Annotated in this window: 20 protein-coding genes; 13 read left to right on the top strand and 7 right to left on the bottom strand. The window is 76.8% G+C overall.

Annotation, left to right across the window (positions count from 1 at the left end; translation table 11 throughout):
* The first annotated feature begins 50 nt into the window (after positions 1 to 50).
* From ACI79O_RS00695 to ACI79O_RS00685, 3 genes are read left to right on the top strand one after another with little or no spacing between them, the layout of a single operon-like run.
* A complete protein-coding gene (locus ACI79O_RS00695) occupies positions 51 to 1,112 on the top strand; it encodes a glycosyltransferase family 9 protein (RefSeq protein WP_456913097.1) in 1,062 nt (353 codons plus the stop codon).
* Positions 1,109 to 2,161: a glycosyltransferase gene (locus tag ACI79O_RS00690; protein WP_456913096.1), complete on the top strand. Its 1,053-nt coding sequence runs from the start codon at positions 1,109 to 1,111 to the stop codon at positions 2,159 to 2,161. Before ACI79O_RS00695 ends, ACI79O_RS00690 begins: the two co-directional genes overlap by 4 nt.
* Positions 2,158 to 2,334, top strand: a complete 177-nt coding sequence (locus ACI79O_RS00685) for a hypothetical protein (protein WP_456876553.1) — start codon at positions 2,158 to 2,160, stop codon at positions 2,332 to 2,334. The genes ACI79O_RS00690 and ACI79O_RS00685 overlap by 4 nt, the downstream gene beginning before the upstream one ends.
* A 55-nt stretch (positions 2,335 to 2,389) precedes the next feature.
* On the opposite strand, the gene ACI79O_RS00680 is transcribed toward ACI79O_RS00685, so the two are convergent.
* The 4 genes from ACI79O_RS00680 to ACI79O_RS00665 all read right to left on the bottom strand — a co-directional run bounded on the left by ACI79O_RS00680 (position 2,390) and on the right by ACI79O_RS00665 (position 4,509).
* Positions 2,390 to 2,800: a rhodanese-like domain-containing protein gene (locus tag ACI79O_RS00680; RefSeq protein ID WP_456885898.1), complete on the bottom strand. Its 411-nt coding sequence runs from the start codon at positions 2,798 to 2,800 to the stop codon at positions 2,390 to 2,392.
* A complete protein-coding gene (locus ACI79O_RS00675) occupies positions 2,797 to 3,363 on the bottom strand; it encodes a cysteine dioxygenase (RefSeq protein ID WP_456913095.1) in 567 nt (188 codons plus the stop codon). Before ACI79O_RS00675 ends, ACI79O_RS00680 begins: the two co-directional genes overlap by 4 nt.
* A gap of 72 nt (positions 3,364 to 3,435) precedes the next feature.
* A complete protein-coding gene (locus ACI79O_RS00670) occupies positions 3,436 to 3,516 on the bottom strand; it encodes a putative leader peptide (RefSeq protein WP_425283680.1) in 81 nt (26 codons plus the stop codon).
* A 90-nt stretch (positions 3,517 to 3,606) separates the two neighbouring features.
* On the bottom strand, positions 3,607 to 4,509 hold the full coding sequence (locus ACI79O_RS00665) for a hypothetical protein (protein ID WP_456913094.1): 903 nt from the start codon (positions 4,507 to 4,509) through the stop codon (positions 3,607 to 3,609).
* 67 nt (positions 4,510 to 4,576) lie between these two features.
* Here ACI79O_RS00665 and ACI79O_RS00660 point away from each other — a divergent pair, with 67 nt between their 5' ends.
* Positions 4,577 to 5,545, top strand: coding sequence for a sulfotransferase (locus ACI79O_RS00660; protein ID WP_456885892.1), 969 nt, complete (start codon positions 4,577 to 4,579; stop codon positions 5,543 to 5,545).
* A 1-nt stretch (position 5,546) separates the two neighbouring features.
* On the opposite strand, the gene ACI79O_RS00655 is transcribed toward ACI79O_RS00660, so the two are convergent.
* Positions 5,547 to 6,116 (bottom strand): dihydrofolate reductase family protein, encoded by a 570-nt coding sequence (locus tag ACI79O_RS00655; protein WP_456913093.1) that lies wholly within the window; start codon positions 6,114 to 6,116, stop codon positions 5,547 to 5,549.
* Positions 6,117 to 6,259: 143 nt separating this feature from the next.
* On the opposite strand from ACI79O_RS00655, the gene ACI79O_RS00650 reads away from it, so the two are divergent.
* Positions 6,260 to 7,432, top strand: a complete 1,173-nt coding sequence (locus ACI79O_RS00650) for a DUF222 domain-containing protein (RefSeq protein WP_456913092.1) — start codon at positions 6,260 to 6,262, stop codon at positions 7,430 to 7,432.
* Between the two features lie 167 nt (positions 7,433 to 7,599).
* Here ACI79O_RS00650 and ACI79O_RS00645 read toward each other — a convergent pair whose 3' ends face one another.
* Entirely contained in the window at positions 7,600 to 8,517 is a 918-nt protein-coding gene (locus tag ACI79O_RS00645; RefSeq protein WP_456885886.1) for a YwqG family protein, read from the bottom strand.
* A 76-nt stretch (positions 8,518 to 8,593) separates the two neighbouring features.
* Here ACI79O_RS00645 and ACI79O_RS00640 point away from each other — a divergent pair, with 76 nt between their 5' ends.
* The 5 genes from ACI79O_RS00640 (at position 8,594) to ACI79O_RS00620 (ending at position 13,118) form a co-directional block, all read left to right on the top strand.
* Complete coding sequence (locus ACI79O_RS00640) at positions 8,594 to 9,091, top strand: Chromate resistance protein ChrB (protein WP_456913091.1); 498 nt, start codon at positions 8,594 to 8,596, stop codon at positions 9,089 to 9,091.
* On the top strand, positions 9,088 to 9,519 hold the full coding sequence (locus ACI79O_RS00635; RefSeq protein WP_456885882.1) for a chromate resistance protein ChrB domain-containing protein: 432 nt from the start codon (positions 9,088 to 9,090) through the stop codon (positions 9,517 to 9,519). Before ACI79O_RS00640 ends, ACI79O_RS00635 begins: the two co-directional genes overlap by 4 nt.
* Before the next feature lie 16 nt (positions 9,520 to 9,535).
* Entirely contained in the window at positions 9,536 to 10,927 is a 1,392-nt protein-coding gene (gene chrA, locus ACI79O_RS00630; RefSeq protein WP_456913090.1) for a chromate efflux transporter, read from the top strand.
* An 82-nt stretch (positions 10,928 to 11,009) separates the two neighbouring features.
* The gene (locus ACI79O_RS00625) at positions 11,010 to 12,431 is read left to right on the top strand and encodes an NADP-dependent succinic semialdehyde dehydrogenase (protein WP_456885875.1); all 1,422 of its coding nucleotides are present in this window, start codon (positions 11,010 to 11,012) and stop codon (positions 12,429 to 12,431) included.
* A gap of 99 nt (positions 12,432 to 12,530) precedes the next feature.
* Positions 12,531 to 13,118, top strand: a complete 588-nt coding sequence (locus tag ACI79O_RS00620) for a hypothetical protein (protein ID WP_456885873.1) — start codon at positions 12,531 to 12,533, stop codon at positions 13,116 to 13,118.
* A gap of 53 nt (positions 13,119 to 13,171) precedes the next feature.
* Here the strand turns inward: ACI79O_RS00620 and ACI79O_RS00615 are convergent, their stop codons facing one another.
* The gene (locus ACI79O_RS00615; protein WP_456885871.1) at positions 13,172 to 13,888 is read right to left on the bottom strand and encodes a GAF and ANTAR domain-containing protein; all 717 of its coding nucleotides are present in this window, start codon (positions 13,886 to 13,888) and stop codon (positions 13,172 to 13,174) included.
* A gap of 193 nt (positions 13,889 to 14,081) precedes the next feature.
* Here ACI79O_RS00615 and ACI79O_RS00610 point away from each other — a divergent pair, with 193 nt between their 5' ends.
* The 3 genes from ACI79O_RS00610 to ACI79O_RS00600 all read left to right on the top strand — a co-directional run bounded on the left by ACI79O_RS00610 (position 14,082) and on the right by ACI79O_RS00600 (position 16,014).
* Complete coding sequence (locus ACI79O_RS00610) at positions 14,082 to 14,615, top strand: N-acetyltransferase family protein (protein ID WP_456885869.1); 534 nt, start codon at positions 14,082 to 14,084, stop codon at positions 14,613 to 14,615.
* 54 nt (positions 14,616 to 14,669) lie between these two features.
* On the top strand, positions 14,670 to 15,080 hold the full coding sequence (mscL, locus tag ACI79O_RS00605; protein WP_456868828.1) for a large conductance mechanosensitive channel protein MscL: 411 nt from the start codon (positions 14,670 to 14,672) through the stop codon (positions 15,078 to 15,080).
* Positions 15,081 to 15,147: 67 nt separating this feature from the next.
* Positions 15,148 to 16,014 carry an alpha/beta hydrolase gene (locus ACI79O_RS00600; protein ID WP_456885867.1) on the top strand — a complete coding sequence of 289 codons (867 nt, stop codon included), beginning with the start codon at positions 15,148 to 15,150 and terminating at the stop codon, positions 16,012 to 16,014.
* Positions 16,015 to 16,050: the final 36 nt, after the last annotated feature.

Below are 16,050 nucleotides of genomic sequence, written 5' to 3'. Positions count from 1 at the left end.
TGTAGTGCACCACGCGTTAGCGCACGGCACAGCCGGGGCAGAGGGCGCAGGTGATCACGCCGCTCGCCGACCCGGCCGTGCGCCGCCTGGCGCTGGTCCGGCTCCGGGTGGGCCTGGGCGACCTGCTGTGCACGGTCCCGGCGCTGCGCCGGCTGCGCGCCGCCCGTCCCGACGTCGAGGTGACGCTGGTGACCTTCGGCCGGATGGCGCCGGTGGTCGACCGCCTCGGCGGCACCGTCGACGACCTCCTGGCCTTCCCCGGCGCGCCCGGCATCCCCGACGGACCGGTCGACGCGGCGGGGTGGCAGCCGTTCACCGCGGCCGCCCGCGCCCGCCGCTTCGACCTCGCGCTGCAGGCCTACGGCGACCGGCCCGCCGCCAACCGGGTCACCGCCGCGCTCGGCGCCCGGCTCACCGGGGGCTTCGCGCCGACCGGCTGGGACCCGCCGGCCGCCGCCGCGGCGCTGCACCTGCGCTACCCCCGGCACCTGCACGAGGCCGCGCGCCACGTCGCGCTGCTCGAGCACCTGGGCCTGCCGCCGGGCGGGGACGCGGCGATGGGCTTCCCGGTCACCGCCGACGACGAGGCCGAGCACGCCGCCACGCTCGCCGCGCACGGGCTCGAGCCGGGCCGGTACGCCGTCCTGCACCCCGGTGCCTCGGCGCCCACCCGCCGCTGGCCGGTGGACCGCTACGCCGCGGTCGGTGACGCGCTGGCAGCCGACGGGCTGGCCGTCGTCGTCACCGGGGTGCCCGGCGAGCGGGAGATCTCGGCGCGGGTGGGAGCCGCGATGCGCGCCCCGGCCGTCGACCTCACCGGCGCCACCAGCCTGGGCGGGCTGGCCGCGCTGCTGCGCGACAGCGCGGTGCTGGTCGGCAACGACACCGGCTCGGCACACCTGGCCGCCGCCGTCGGCGCGCGCAGCGTGACCGTCTTCCTGCCCGGCGACCCGGTGCGCTGGGCGCACCCCGGCCCCCGGCACCGGGCGCTGACGCCGGCCGTCGCCTGCGCGCCCTGCCCGCACCTGGCCTGCCCGATCGAGTTCCGCTGCGCGCTCACGGTCCGGCCGGACGCCGTCGCCCGGGCCGCGCGCGAGCTGGCGGCCTCGTGAGGGTCTCGTTCGTCGCCGACTCCGACGCGTGGGGCGGCGCGGAGGTGTGGCTGACCCACCACCTGCGCCGGGCCGCCGACCACGGCGCCACCGCGTCGCTGGTGTGCGCCGAGCCGGTGGCCGCGGGGTTCGCCGGCCTGGACGTGCCGGCCGCCGTCGTCCCGCTCACCCGGCGCGCCGCCGCCGCGCCGGGGACCCGGGCGGCGCTGGCCGCGCAGCGCCCCGACGTCGTGGTGGTCAACCTGGTCGACCCCGCGTCCAACGCCGCCGCCGTCGCCGCCGCGCAGGAGGTGGCGCCCACCGCCGGGGTGCTGCACCTGGTCGGCGACACGCGCACGGGGGAGGAGCGGGCCGCGCTGGCCGCCCTCTACCGGCGGATGGCCGCGGTGCTCAGCCCCTCGGCGCAGGGCCGCGCGCAGGTGGTGGCCGACCTCGGCGTCGACCCGGCGCGGGCGCACCTGGTCCCCAACGGCGTCGACGTCCCGCCCGACCCCGCCGGGCCGGCGGGCCGCCCGGTGCCGCGGGTCGGCGCGTTCGGCCGCCTCACCGCGCAGAAGGGCTTCGACGTGCTGCTCGCCGCGCTGCGCCGGCTCGACGTCCCGTACGAGGCCGTCGTCGGCGGGGCCGGGCGCGACGGGGAGGCGCTGCGCGCCGCGGCCGCCGGGCTGCCGGTGACCTTCCCGGGCTGGGTCTCCGACGTCCGCGGCTTCCTCGCCGGGCTGGACCTGTTCGTGCTGTCCTCGCGGGTCGAGGCGCTGCCGCTGGCGCTGCTGGAGGCGATGGCCGAGGGCCTGCCGTGCGTGGCCACCGACGTCGGCGACGTGCGCCGGGCGGTGGGGGAGGACGCCGTCGTGGTGCCGGTGGACGACGCCGGAGCGCTCGCCGACGCGATCGGCGGCCTGCTCGCCGACCCGGACCGGCGGGCGGACCTCGGGACGCGGGCCCAGGCGCGGGCGGTGCGGGACCTCGGCGCGGACCTCATGGCCGCCCGGACGTTCCGGGTGCTGTCCGGCGTGGCGGGCGGCCGCCGGGGTACCCGCCCGGCATGAGCAAGAACAACGACGCCGACGCCCAGCGCGCGGCCGCCCGCGAGGCGAAGAAGGAGGGCGTGGCGCCCAGCGCGGCCGGCGCCACCACCGGCGCCTCGAAGCAGACCCACCACGTCCGGAAGGGCGACGACCGGCACGAGCACTCCGGCGCGCAGGGCAAGAGCAAGACCTGAGGGGGGTCCGGGGCGGCGGCGTCCCTCCGTCAGGCGCCGCCGTCCCCGGACGGTCTCAGCCCGCCGGGCCGCTGGTCGTGGGCAGCCCGGCGGCCACCCACGCGCGGTGCCCGCCGATGACGTCGCTCGCGCTGGCCAGGCCCAGCGAGCGCAGTGCGTCGGCGGCCAGGCTGGAGGTGTAGCCCTCCTGGCACAGCACGACGACCTCGACGTCGTACCCGGTGGCCTGCGGGACCCGTGCGTCGCTCTCGGGGTCGAACCGCCACTCGAGGTGGTTGCGCTCGACCACCAGCGCGCCGGGCACCTCGCCCTCGGCCTCGCGCTGCGACTGCGGCCGGATGTCGACCAGCACCGCTCCGGCCGCCACCCGCGCAGCGGCCTCGGCCGGCGTCACGCGGGTGATCCGCGACCGGGCCTCCGCGAGCAGCTGGTCGACGCTCCTGGCGCCGGGCGGGCGGGCGCTCACCAGTCGACGCCGGCGCGCTCGGTGCCGGTGTGCAGCAGTACCCCGCCCTCGAGGGCGTAGGTGCTCATCTGGCGGAGGGCGGGGGTGTAGGCGTGCACGCTCACGGCGGCTCCGGTGCCCCGGTTGGTGACCCGGTGCACGTGGTGCGGTCCGAACGGGCGCACCCGCCCGGCCGTCAGCTCGGTGGACACCTCCCGGACCGCGCCGGCGCGGCCGCCGACGGTCTCCTCGGTCAGCGAGCCCCGGACGACGGCGAAGGCACCGGCCGAGCCGCCGTGGTCGTGCAGCGGGGTGCCCTGACCGGGCAGCCAGGTCAGCAGCCAGACCTGCGTGGCGGCGAGGTCGGCGGCGAGCGAGGGGTCGAGCAGGTCGACGGCGTCGTCGAGGGGGAGCAGGCCGGTCCAGCGGCTGGCGGCGCGGTACTCGACCCGCGGCAGCCAGGCGTCGGCGACGGCGGCCAGCGCGGCCGCGACCGCGGCGGTGGACGTGGTGCGGGCGCTGGTGGTGTCGGCCGTGAGCTCGTCGCGGGCGGCGTCGGACAGCAGGGCGGTGCGGGGGGTCATCGGGACTCCGGGTCCAGGGCGCGCCGGGCCCCTGCCGGGGGCGGGCGCGAGAGGTGGCGGTGGGCCGGGCGCTCAGGCGGCCGGACACAGCGCGCTGGCCACCCGCAGCAGGTCCACGGCGGACCGGCGGGTGAGCGTCAGGGCGGGTGCCACGTCCCCATCCGACCCGCCGCTCCAATGTGTGTCAAGTCGATCGACGTGGTGCACTTTGGCGTGTCGCTCGTCGGAGTCGGGTGGACGGCGTCAGGCCGGGAGCAGGACGGTGCGCAGCTCGTGGGCGCCGTCGGCGCGGGTCGCCTCGTAGTACCAGCGGGCACCCCCGCCGGGCAGCGCCACGACGTCGGCGTAGCGCAGCCCGTGCGGCGGGTGCGGGCTCTGCAGGTGCGGCCCGCCGGGGGCGGCGCGGAACCCCCCGCCGTCGAGCCGGGCCAGCCCGGTGCGCTCCTCCCAGTTCTCCGCCGCGGTGGCCCGGCCGTCGTAGAGCGCCCAGGTGCGGTCGCCGTCGAGGACGACGGTGGCGAACCGGACGCCGCGGGCGTCCCAGCTGCCCGGCGTGCCGGCCAGCGCGGTGCCCCGCCACGTCCACGTGACGCCGTCCGGGCTGGTCGCGTGCTCGGTGGTCATCCGGTCGGTGGCGTCGGGGTCGTCGAGCGGGTGCACCGAGGCCCACAGGTGCCACTGGCCGCCGTCCCACCGCACGACCGGGTCCTTGGGCGCGTCGGCGGCGCTGCCGGGCAGCACGGTGCGCGGCTCGGCGACGGCCAGCCCCTCGACGGTGTCGGCCTCGAGCAGGTCCACCCGCCAGTGCCGGGTGCCGGGTGTCGCGCAGCTGACGTAGAGCCGCCAGCGGCCCTCGGGCGTGTGCACCAGCGCCGGCCGCTCGAGCGACTCGGCGCCGAAGCGGTCCTTGCCGAGGGCGACGACCGGCTCGAGGCGCACCCCGTCGTCGGACCGGGCCACCACGTTGCCGAAGCCGCGGCCCTCGCCGACCGGGCGGCGCAGCCGGTGGGCCAGCCACCAGGTGCCGTCGACCAGCTGCGCCGACGGGGCGCCGGCCCACGAGCCCGGGCGCGGGTCCTCCGGTTCGACGACGACCTCGGCGTCGCTCCAGAAGCGGTCGGGCGCCGGGGGGCGGGGCGCGGTCACTCGACGGCTCCTCTCCGTGGGGGTGGCAGGTCTCCCGTGTGTACACCGCGGGTCGGGGGTGGGTCGGGTGACCGCTGACGCCGGCCGGCTCCCGCAGTTCGTCGTCGCCGGTGCGCCCAAGGCCGGGACGACGGCGCTGCACGCGGCGCTGGCCACCCACCCCGGCCTGTACCTGTCCCCGGTCAAGGAGCCGAAGTACTACCTGACCGACGGCCGTCCGCCGCCGCGCAGCGGCCAGCGCGGACCCGGGGACGCGCACAGCGCGCGGGAGTGGGTCTGGCGGCGCGAGGACTACCTGCGGCTGTTCGACGGCGCCCCGCCCGGGACGGTGCGCGGGGAGAGCACGCCGTTCTACCTCCACGACCGCGCCGCGCAGCGCCGCCTGGCCGCCGACGTCCCGGGGGTCCGCGTGGTCGTGGTGGTGCGCGACCCGGTGGACCGGGCCTGGTCGAACTGGGTGCACCTGCGCGCCGACGGCCTGGAGCCCGAGGCGGACTTCCGCACCGCCGTCGCGCTGGAGGACGCGCGGGTGGCCGCGGGCTACGCGCCGTTCTGGCACTACCGCGGTCTCGGTCGCTACGGCGAGCAACTGCGCGACCTGTACGCCGTCCTGCCGCGGTCGCAGGTGCTGCTCCTGCGCTACCGGCAGCTGGTCGACACCCCGCGGGAGACGCTCGACCGGGTCAGCGACTTCCTCGGCGTCGAGCGGGGGGTGGCGCACACCGTGCCCCCGGAGAACGTGAAGCCCTACGTCTCCGACACGCCCCGGTACCGGGCGCTGTCCCAGGTGGTGCGGGCCGGGGCGGCGCTGGGTGCCCACGCCCCGCCGCAGGTTTGGCGGCAGGTCTCGCGGCCGCTGGTGGCCGCGCTGCACGCCGGGCGGGCGCCCCGGCCGCCGCTGCCGGTGGAGGTGCGGCGCGACGTCCTGGCGCCGCTGCTGCCCGACATCGCGCTCCTGGAGGAGCTGACCGGGGAGTCCTTCGACGACTGGCGGCGCGACACCGGCCGCGGCGACTTCCGCTCGCGCCGGTCCTGAGTCAGCGGCGCACCCGGTAGGTGACGTGGGTGCACACCGCGCCAGCCTCGACCGACGTCTGCTCGAGACGGTGCCGCCCGACGCCGGCGAACAACGGTGTGCCCGCGCCCAGGACCTCCGGCGCCACGTGCAGGCGCAGCTCGTCGAGCAGCCCGTCCCGCAGGCACGAGCCGACCATCGCGCCGCCGCCCATGACGAAGACGTCGCGGTCGCCGGCTGCTGCCCGGGCACTGTGGATGGCTGCGGCCGGGCCGTCGGTGACGAACGCGAAGTCGTGGGTGGCCGCGAGCCGGTGCTCCGCGGGCGGGCTGCCGGTGACGACGAAGAACGGCGGCCGGGCGTCCAGCGTCGCGCCGTAGCCGATGCCGTCGCCCCACCCGCGGTCGACCTCGTCGAAGGTGCGCCGGCCCATGACGACGGCACCGGACGCCGCCGCGTGCCGCTCCAGGACGCCGCGGTCGACGGGGTCGTCGCTGCGGAGTGCCCAGGCGTGGATGGCCTCGACGCCGTCGTCCGAGCCGGACACGTAGCCGTCGAGGGACACCGTGATGTCGCCGATGACGAGGGTCATGTGGTGTGGACGCCGCCGGGGTGGCGCACTCATCGCTGAGGTCGCGCTGGGCGTGGTGTCAAGGCGCGCTGCGGATCTGTGGACAGGGCTCTGACCTGGGAGTTCGGGTGGTGCGCGTGGTCTTGATCGGCTATTCTTCGATCATGCGTTCGAGCGAGTGGGAGACCGGTGACGTCCTGGATGACGTCGCCGCGCTGGTCGCCGAGCGCAACCGGATCGATGCCGCCCTGGCCCGCCGGGTCCGCGCCGCGGAACTGTCCCAGGCCCCCGAGCGCGACGGGCAGAAGAGCATGGCGTCGTGGCTGCGCGGGCACTGCCGGCTCTCCTCGGCGGCGGCGTCCCGGCTGGTCGGCAACGGTCGGGCGCTGGAGCACCTGCCGGCGCTGGCCGAGGCGCACGAGGCCGGGCTGGTGTCGGCCGAGCAGGTGGCCGAGGCCGCGCGGGTGGTCACGCCGCAGCGGCGGGCCGCGGCCGCCGCCCGGGACGTCGACCTGGCCGCGATGGACGCCGCGCTGACCCAGGTCGCCCTCGACTGTCCCCACGCCGACCTGGTGCAGATCGTGCAGCGCTACCTCGACGCGCTCGACCCCGACGGGCCCGAACCCGACCCCACCGCCAGCCGGTCGTTGACGGTGTCCAAGCACGCCGACGGATCCCTCAGCGGACGCTTCCACCTCGACGCGGTGGCCGGAGAGCGGTTCCAGGCGGCGCTGGAGCCGTTCGTGCAGCGCGACCGCCCGGCCGGGGACGAGCGCACCCGGGCTCAGCGGCAGGGCGACGCGCTGGTGCAGCTGGCCGACACCAGCCTGGCGTCCGGTCAGCTGCCGGTGCTGCGGACGGTCAAGCCGCACGTCGCGGTGCGGGTCGACCTGGACGACCTGGCCGACCCGGCCACCGGGCCCGGCAGCGCCACCATGGGGTTCGGGGCGACGATCTCCGCGGCCCGGGCGCGCTGGCTGGCCTGCGACGGGGCGATCTCCCGGGTGGTGTTCGGGCCCGACGGGGTGCCGCTGGACCTGGGCCGCAGCCGGCGGCTGGTCAGCCGGCAGCTGCGCCGCGCGGTCGAACTCCGGGACGGCGGGTGCGTGTTCGCCGGTTGCGACGCCCCGAGTCACTGGGCCGACGTGCACCACCTGGTGCACTGGATCGACGGCGGCGAGACCAGCCTGGCCAACAGCGGGCTGCTGTGCGAACGGCACCACACCCAGGTCCACCACGGCTTCCGCGTCGAGCGACAACCGGACGGGCGATGGCGCACCTGGCGCCCCGACGGCACCGAGATCACCGTCCCCCCACCTCTCGCCCCTGCCGCCTGACCGACCCGCGCACGCCGGCACGGCCGCCCGCACCCCCCGCGGACGGCCGTACCGGCATGCCCGCCCGGCGATCGACGACCGACGCAGCCGTGTGCGAGGCCCCGTCCTGCGTACCCGTGCGCCGCGACTGCTCTGGTGCCCCACAGCGGGCACTCACGCATCGCGGCTCAGTCGGTGCGGGTGATGCACCAAGCGCGGTCGAAGCGTCGCGCGGCCAGGTCGCTGTCCCGCATCCACACCTCGAGCGACGCGGCATCGCCGAACCAGCCGCTCAGGTGGGTCCACGACTCGATGTCCAGCACGAGCCGGTGGTCGTCGCCGTCCTGGACGGGCAGGGCCTCGCGCAGGATCCGCAGAGCCGGTGCGGTCGAGTTCTGGCTGTGCCCGTAGACATGCGTCACGGGGGTGGGCGGTGCACTCCGTGACCGGGTCCGCTGGTACGCCCAGGCTCGCTGGAACTCCTCGGCGACCAGCGTCGCTGCCGCGTTCTGCCCCCGGTCTGCGCGGAAGTCCCCCGACGGTCGACTGCTCCAGCCGGGTAGCAGCATCCCCGCCTGGCAGGCGTCCGTCGGTGTGTCGAGGTCGGCGGGCGGCTCGGCGAAGCCCGGCCGCTGTGGCTGGGGCACCCAGCGCACCAGCCAGCCACCCGCGTCCCGGTCGCCTGGTTCCCAGCCGTAGGTGTCGACCAGGTCGTGGAACACCTCCAGGTAGCCCTCGGTCGGCAGTCCCTCGCGATGTCCCGGCCAGGCCGCCTTGCCCTCCTCCTCGGCAGCGGCCCAGGCGTCGTGCAGCGACAGGGAGGTGACGTGCGCCAGCGGCCTGCCGTCCGGTCGGCGCGGCCACTCGTCCAGCGGCAGCAGAGCCGGCCCGCCGAGCCAGGAGACCCACCCGCCCCACCGCCACTCCCGGTCCAGCCCGGCCCGGCCCGGCCGGAAGCCCTGCTCGGTGAACACCGGGGACCAGGTGATGTCCCGGGCCAGGGGCGACATGTCGAAGGGCAGGCCCGCCAGCCACTCGTCGACCGCGAGCCACGACGTGGTGATCGGGGCGAGGTCGTCGTCCGGAGGGTGCCATCGGCGGGCCATGCGCCCATCATCGTGGCGCCTCGCGGTGACGCGGGCCGGGTCGACAGGGCCGGCGCAACCGTGGTTGCATCGCGCTGTGACCGCGGTGGGGGAGTGGGTGCTGCTGTCCTACCGCCTGCCGAGGGAGCCGTCGGGCCCGCGGACGACGCTGTGGCGCCGGCTGCGCCGGCTCGGCGTGGCCCAGCTCGGCGACGGCGTGGTGGCCCTGCCCGCCGACGCCCGCACCCGGGAGTCGCTCGAGTGGCTCGCCGACGACGTGCTCGCCGCCGGCGGCTCCGCCGGGGTGTGGATCGCCCGGCCCGCCGCGGCCGCCCAGGAGCGCGAGCTCGCCGCCGTCATGGCCGCCGCGCGGGCGGCGGAGTACCGCGAGCTGACCGTGGAGTGCACCGCGGCGCTCGAGGCCCCCGAGGCCGACCGGGCGCGCGCCCTGCGGCGGTTGCGCGGCGAGTGGCGGGCCATCGGCCGGCGGGACTTCTTCCCGCCGGCGGAGCGGGATGCGGCCGGCGCAGCGCTCCTGGCGCTGGCCGACGCCGTGGGCGAGCCGCTGGCGGCCGGACGGGGGAGCCGGTCGTGAGGTGGGCGACCCGCGCCGGGGTGCACGTCGACCGTGCCGCCTGCGCCTGGCTGATCCGCCGGTTCGTCGACCCGGACGCCGAGTTCGTCTTCGTCTCCGACCCCGCCGACGTCCCGGCCGACGCCACGCCCTTCGACATGCGCGGCGCCGCCCTCGGCCACGTCGGCGGCGACTGCTCCTTCGAGACGATCCTGCGCGTCCACGGCCTCACCGACCCCGCGCTGGAGCGGATCGGCCAGATCGTCCACGAGGCCGACCTCGACGACGGCCGGTTCGACGCGCCCGAGGCGCCGGGACTCGACGTCCTGCTGCGCGGCCTGTCCATGACCGGCGAGGACGAGCGCACCCTCGCCGTCTCCGGACCGCTCTTCGACGGCCTCTACGAGTACGTCCGACGCCGCCTGCTGCTCGGCCGTGAGCCGGCCTGACCCTCGACGGAGACCCGTGACGCCCGAGCCGCGCCCCACCCCGGCCGTGCCGCCTGCCACCCCTCCCGTGGCCGCCGCCGTGCCGCCGTTCCGCACCGCCGTCCGCACCTGGTTCCAGGTGTCCCTGCAGACCTTCGGCGGCCCCGCCGGGCAGATCGCGGTCATGCAGCGGGAGCTGGTCGACGAGCGGCGCTGGATCGGCCAGCGCCGGTTCCTGCACGCCATGAACTACTGCATGCTGCTGCCCGGCCCCGAGGCCCAGCAGCTGGCCACCTACGTGGGCTGGCTGCTGCACGGGACCCGCGGCGGCCTGGTCGCCGGCGGCCTGTTCGTCCTCCCGGGCGTGCTGGCGCTGCTGGTCCTGTCCGCGGTCTACGTCGCCTTCGGGGACACCACCGCCGTCCTCGCGCTGTTCGCCGGGCTCGCGCCGGCGGTGGTGGCGATCGTCGCCCAGGCGGTGCAGCGGGTGGCCAAGCGGGCGCTCACCAGCCCGCCGCTGGTCGCCATCGCCGTTGCCGCGTTCCTCGCGCTGGCGCTGTTCGCCGTCCCGTTCCCGCTCGTGGTGCTGGCCGCCGGCCTGGCCGGGTGGGTGCTGGGCCGCCGGCGGCCGGCGGCGGTCGCCGAGGCACCCGCCGACGGCGGCCCGGCGCCGGTGATCGCCGACGACGCCCTGCACTCCGAGCGCCCGAGCACGCGCCGCACGCTCACCGTGCTCGCCGTCGGGCTGCTCGCGTGGGGCGTCCCGCTGGCCGCCGTCGTGCTGCTCACCGGCGCCGGCAGCACGCTCACCGAGCAGGGGCTGTTCTTCTCCGGCGCCGCGGTGGTCACCTTCGGCGGCGCCTACGCGGTGCTGGCCTACGTCGCCCAGGCCGCCGTCGGCACCTACGGGTGGCTCGCGCCGGGGGAGATGGTGCGCGGGCTGGCACTGGCCGAGACCACGCCCGGGCCGCTCATCATGGTGGTGCAGTTCGTCGCCTTCCTCGGCGCCTTCCGCGCGCCCGGCGCACTCGACCCCTGGGCCGCGGCCGTGCTCGCCTCGCTGCTGGTCACCTGGGTGACCTTCGTGCCGAGCTTCCTGTTCGTGCTGCTCGGCGCGCCCTACATCGAGCGGTTGCGCGGCAACCGGTCGCTGTCGGCGGCGCTCACCGGCATCACCGCGGCGGTGGTCGGCGTCATCGCCAGCCTCGGCCTCTACTTCGCCGTCCACACGCTGTTCTCGGAGACCGTGCGGCTCGGCCCGCTGGCGCTGGAGGTGCCCGACCCCACCAGCGCCCAGCCGGTGGCCTGGGCGGTCGCCGCGGTCGCCGCCGTCCTGCTGTTCCGGCTCAGGTGGTCGGTGCTGCGGACGCTCGGCGTCTGCGCGGTGCTCGGGCTGGCCGCGGGCCTCGCCGGGCTGCCGGTGGCGTGAGCGCGGGTGACCGGCGGCCGACCGGGTAGGGCCCCCGGCTGAGGGTGCGGGCAGCCCGGCCCGCCCCGGACGGGAGGCAGAGATGGCGATCGCGACGATCAACCCGGCCACCGGTGAGACGCTGAAGACCTACGAACCCCTGTCGGACGACGCCGTCGACGAGAAGATCGGCCGGGCCGCGGCCGCGTACCGCTCCTACCGGCTGACCAGCCCCGAGGAGCGCGTGGGCTGGCTGCGCGCGGCCGCCGACGTGCTCGACGCCGACACCGACACCGTCGCCGCGCTCATGGTCACCGAGATGGGCAAGACGCTGGCCGCGGCGAAGGCGGAGGCCGCCAAGTGCGCCAAGGCGCTGCGGTACTACGCGGAGCACGGCCCAGCGATGCTCGAGCCGAAGCCCGCCGACGCCGACGCCGTCGGCGCCGCTCAGGCGTTCGTCGTCCACCGGCCGATCGGCGTGGTGCTGGCGATCATGCCGTGGAACTTCCCGCTCTGGCAGGCGATGCGGTTCGCCGCCCCGGCACTCACGGCCGGCAACGTCGCGCTGCTCAAGCACGCCAGCAACGTGCCGCAGACGGCGCTGTACCTGGAGGAGCTGTTCCGGAAGGCCGGCTTCCCCGCCGACGTCTTCCAGACCCTGCTCATCGGCTCCTCGGCCATCGAGCGGGTGCTCCGCGACGACCGGGTCGCCGCCGCCACGCTCACCGGGAGCGCCCCGGCGGGGCAGTCGGTGGCCGCGATCGCCGGTGACGTCCTGAAGAAGACGGTCCTCGAGCTCGGTGGCAGCGACCCGTTCATCGTCATGCCCTCGGCCGACCTCGACCGCGCCGCCGAGGTGGCGGTCACCGCGCGCTGCCAGAACAACGGGCAGAGCTGCATCGCGGCCAAGCGGTTCTTCGTGCACGCCGACGTCGCCGAGGAGTTCACCCGGCTGTTCGCCGAGAAGCTCGGCGCGCTCACCGTCGGCGACCCGATGGAGGAGGGCACCCAGGTCGGGCCGCTGGCCACCGAGTCCGGCCGCGAGGACGTCGAGCGGTACGTGCAGGACGCCGTCGACAAGGGCGCGACCGTCGTCGTCGGCGGGAAGCGGCCCGACCGGCCCGGCTGGTACTACGAGCCGACACTGCTCACCGGGATCACGCCGGAGATGGACCTGTTCGACGAGGAGGTCTTCGGGCCGGTGGCCGCGCTGTGGACGGTGCAGTCCCTCGAGGAGGCCCTGGAGATCGCCAACAGCCACCCCTACGGCCTCGGCGCCAACCTGTGGAGCGAGGACGAGGCGGAGCGGGCCACGTTCGTCCGCGACGTCGAGAGCGGGATGGCGTTCGTCAACGGCATGGTCACCAGCTACCCGGAACTGCCCTTCGGCGGGGTCAAGCAGAGCGGCTACGGCCGTGAGCTCACCGAACTCGGCATGTACGAGTTCATGAACGCCACCACCGTGTGGATCGGCCCGCCCAGCAGCCGGCAGGGGGAGGGGAACACCGCCACCGCCTCGGAGTGAGCGCGCCGTGGCACGGGTAGCCGGACCGGACCGGCCCTCAGCAGCGGGGACGCCGGGGACGTTCGACGGGTGCGACCGCGCACCCGGGCAGGAGCACTCGTGACGAAGACGACGGACAACCATTTCGTGGCCCAGGCGGTGCACGACCTCGGCACGGCGCTGTGGTTCGGCGGCGCGGTGATGGGGATCGCCGGCGTGAACAAGTCCGGCAGCGACCTGACCACCGGGATCGACAAGGTCCGGGTGGCCAGCTCGGCCTGGAGCCGGTTCTCCCCGGCGCAGTGGGGCGGCATCGCGGCCACGCTGGGGTCCGGGCTGCAGCTGACCCGCGTCGGCGGCCGGCGGCTGGCGCTGCAGAAGGGCTTCGGGTCGGTCGGCGCGCTCAAGGCCGCGCTCACCGTCGCCGGGGCCGGCGCGACGGCCTACGCCGCGTACACGGGCAAGAAGATCGGCGAGCTGGCCGAGAAGGCGAACCGCGACGGCGGCGGGCTCGACGTGAAGGACGCGACCCTGCCCTCGGCGGGCACCCCGCCGGAGATCGCGAGGTGGCAGGGGCGGCAGCGGGTCGCGCAGGCCGCCGTCCCGACGCTGGCCGGCGCGGTCATCGTCTGCAACGCCTGGCTGGTGCAGTCCTACCGGCTCGGGTCGACCGCGAAGGGCGTGCTGGGCCGGCTGCTGCCCTCGTAGCCGCCGCCGGCCGGGCCCCGCGACCAGCGGGCGCCCGGCCGGTCACCGGCCGGTCAGCCGTCCCCGGCCGGCGGCGGCGTCTCGCCGGTCTCGGTGACCAGCGCGGCGACGTCGCGGACCTTGCGCTGGGTGTCCCGTGAGGCGCGCACGAGGATGCCGAACGCGATGTCGGCCGTGATCCGGTGGCGCTCCATCAGCACGCCCTTCGCCTGCCCGATGAGGTCGCGGCTCTCCAGGGCCACGGCCAGGTTGGCGGTGCGCCGGACCGCGGACAGCGCCAGCGCGGCCTGCCCGGCGACCGGGACGAGCACCGCCCGGTCGGCGACCGGGCCGGTCGCGTACACCGACAGTGCGCCGAGGACCTCGGTGCCGGTGTCGAGGGGCAGGCAGGTCGCCGTGCGCACGCCGGCGGCGGCGGCCGGTGCCGCGAGCGCCGGCCACCGCAGGTCGCGGCCGAGGTCGCCGCTGCGGGCCGCGGTGCCGGCCAGGGCGTCCAGCAGCGGCCCCTGCCCGCTGCCGACCTGGGCGGTGTCCAGGGCAGCGGCCGGCCCGGCGTCGCCCTCCGGCGCGAGCGGCCGCCGGCCGGGGCCGAGCAGCGTGAGCGACGCGGACGCGCCGGCCGGCAGCAGGGCCGCCACGTCCTCCAGCACGGCCCGGACGGCGGTGGCCGGGTCGTCGGCGGCGTGCCACCGACGGGCCGCGCCGAGCAGCCAGGCGGCGAGGTCGGGACGGGGTCGGGGGACGGGGACGGCGGTGGTCACAGCGTGCACCGCGGCACCTCCAGCCGGAGCGGGCTCCGGGTCCGAGAGACTGAGGGCGCCCCGGTCGTTCGATGCGCCGGTCTGCGGGGTGGGCCGATCGTGCCACCCGGAGGCGCGACACGCCCGCATCTCGACACGTGAGAGTGATGCCGCGCACACGCAGCGCTCGGACAGGGCTCGGCGTGCGGCTAGCGTCGGGGAAGTGACCGGCACTGTCCGTGACGCGACCCCCGCCGACGCCGCCGCCTGCCGCGACGTCTACGCCCCCTACGTCACCGGCACCGCCGTCTCCTTCGAGACCGAGCCGCCGACCGCGGCGGAGATGGCCGCGCGCATCGCCGCGGCGCAGGAGCACCACGCCTGGCTGGTGCTCGAGGCCGACGGCGCGGTGCGCGGCTTCGCGCACGGCGGGCCGTTCACGAGCCGCGCGGCCTACCGCTGGTCGTGCACGGTGAGCGTGTACCTCGAGCCGGGCCGCCGGCGCACCGGTGCCGGCCGGGCCCTCTACGGCGCGCTGCTCGAGCGGCTCACCGCGCGCGGCTACCGTCGGGCGCTGGCCGGCGTCGCCCTCCCCAACGAGGCGAGCCTGGGCCTGCACCGCGCCCTCGGCTTCGAGCCGGTGGGCACCTACCGTCGGGTCGGCTGGAAGGCCGGTGCCTGGCACGACGTCACCTGGCTGCAGCGGGACCTCGGCCCCGGTCCCGCCGACGGTGCGCCGGCCGCCGAGCCGCGCTGACCGCGGGCCGGCCCTACGCTCCCCGCCGACCCGGACCGGCCAGGGAGGACCCCCGTGCGCACGCTGCTGACCAACTTCCGCAACTTCGCCTTCTCCGGCAGCCTCGTCGACCTCGCGGTCGGCCTGGCGATCGGAGCGGCCTTCGCCACGGTGGTCGAGTCGCTGGTCGGGGACGTGATCCTGCCGCTGGTCGCCGCGGTCTTCGGCCAGCCCGACTTCGACGCCCTGGTGCTCACCGTCAACGGCGCGCAGATCCGCTACGGGTCGTTCCTCACCGCGTTCGTCTCGTTCCTGCTGCTCGCGGTGACGATCATGTTCCTGGTCCAGGCGATCCGCCGGGCCACCGGCCGGGAGACCGCCGGCGCCCAGGGCAACCGGGAGTGCGACCACTGCAAGAGCTTCATCCCGGTCGACGCCTCGGTCTGCATGTTCTGCACGCGGGACGTGGAGCCGGTCGTCCCCTGACCGGGAGCCGGGTCCGGCCGGCGACCGGCTACGGTCTGGCGCCGGTACGACCGGACCGGGAGGACGCGTGACGACAGCGGTGAGGCACGGGCAGGGCAGCCTGCCGTCGGGGCAGTACTGGCAGGGCTGGACGGTGCCCGACCCCGTCGGCGTCGTGGTGCTGGTGCACGGCGCGCACGAGCACGGCGGTCGCTACGCGCACGTGGCCGAGCGCCTCGGCGCCGCCGGGTACGCCTCCTACGCGCCCGACCACCTCGGCCACGGCCGCTCCCCGGGCCGCCGCGGCGACATCCGCAGCCTGGCCGCGGCCGTCGAGGGCGTCGCGCAGACCGCCCGCGCGGCCGCCGACCGGCACCCCGGCGTCCCGCTGTTCGTCTACGGCCACAGCCTCGGCGGCCTGGTCGCGCTGCAGTACCTGACCGGCACGCCGCACGAGCGGGTCGCCGGCGCCGTCGTGTCCGCCCCGGCCCTCGACACCAGCAGCGCCACCCCGGTGCAGCGCGCGGTCGCGCCGCTGCTGTCCCGGCTGGCCCCGGGCCTGGGCGTGCTCACCCTCGACGCCGAGACGGTCAGCCGCGACCCCGAGGTCGTCGCCGCCTACCGGGCCGACCCGCTGAACCACAACCGGAGGATGGTGGCGCGCACCGGCACCGCGATCATGCTCGGCGCCGCCGGGATGCCCGACCGGCTGCGCGGGCTGCGCCTGCCCCTGCTGGTCATCCACGGCGGGGACGACCGGCTGATGCCGCCGGCGGCCAGCGAGGTCGTCCGCGAGCACGCCGGCTCGCCGGACCTGACGGTGCGCGTCTACGACGGGCTCTACCACGAGCCGCACAACGAGCCGGAGAAGGACGAGGTCCTGGCCGACGTCGTCGCCTGGCTCGACGCGCACCGGGCGGACGGTGCTCGGGCGGCGACGGCCACCGGTCCGTGACAGGGTCCGGGCAGCGGCGCGGACGGCGCGGCGGAC

The organism is Geodermatophilus sp. SYSU D00696, assembly GCF_054050235.1.
Note: the sequence above shows the minus strand (reverse complement) of the source record. Positions and strands in the feature narration are given on the sequence as shown.